Origin of the sequence: Haloarcula sp. DT43, from assembly GCF_037078405.1 — an archaeon.
In the GTDB taxonomy this organism is placed as follows: Archaea; Halobacteriota; Halobacteria; order Halobacteriales; family Haloarculaceae; genus Haloarcula; species Haloarcula brevis.
Window position 1 is genome coordinate 1 of sequence record NZ_JAYMGZ010000019.1, and the last position, 526, is coordinate 526.

A 526-nucleotide genomic window follows, 5' to 3' on the forward strand; every position below is an offset into this window, starting at 1 on the left:
GGCTACGGACGCTTTAGGCCCAATAATATCGGCCATCACTCGGACTGCCGGTATTACCGCGGCGGCTGGCACCGGTCTTGCCCAGTCCTTGTTCCTGTACCACCTTACGGTACAGAAAAGCGAGGGCTATATGCCCTCGCACTCGGAGTCCCCCTATCGCACTGTCGTGCAGTGTAAAGGTTTCGCGCCTGCTGCGCCCCGTAGGGCCCGGTATCTTGTCTCAGATACCGTCTCCAGGCTCTTGCTCTCACAACCTGTACCGATTATCGGCATGGTGGGCCGTTACCCCACCATCTACCTAATCGGCCGCAGCCACATCCTACAGCGCCGGAACGTTTCCAACTCTCGGCACTCCAGCATGAGAGTTGTATCCGCTATTGGCCTCAGTTTCCCGAGGTTATCGCGGTCTGTAGGGTAGTTTGGCCACGTGTTACTGAGCTATATGCCACGAGTCTAAACTCGTGCGACTAGCATGGCTAAATCGGACTCCGATAGCAATGGCCTCCGGCAGGATCAACCGGAATGT

General features: G+C 56.8%; 1 rRNA gene. It reads right to left on the reverse strand.

Annotation, left to right across the window (positions count from 1 at the left end):
* Window positions 1–524 (reverse strand): 16S ribosomal RNA (locus tag VI123_RS19250); the annotation flags it as partial.
* Window positions 525–526 lie beyond the last annotated feature (2 nt).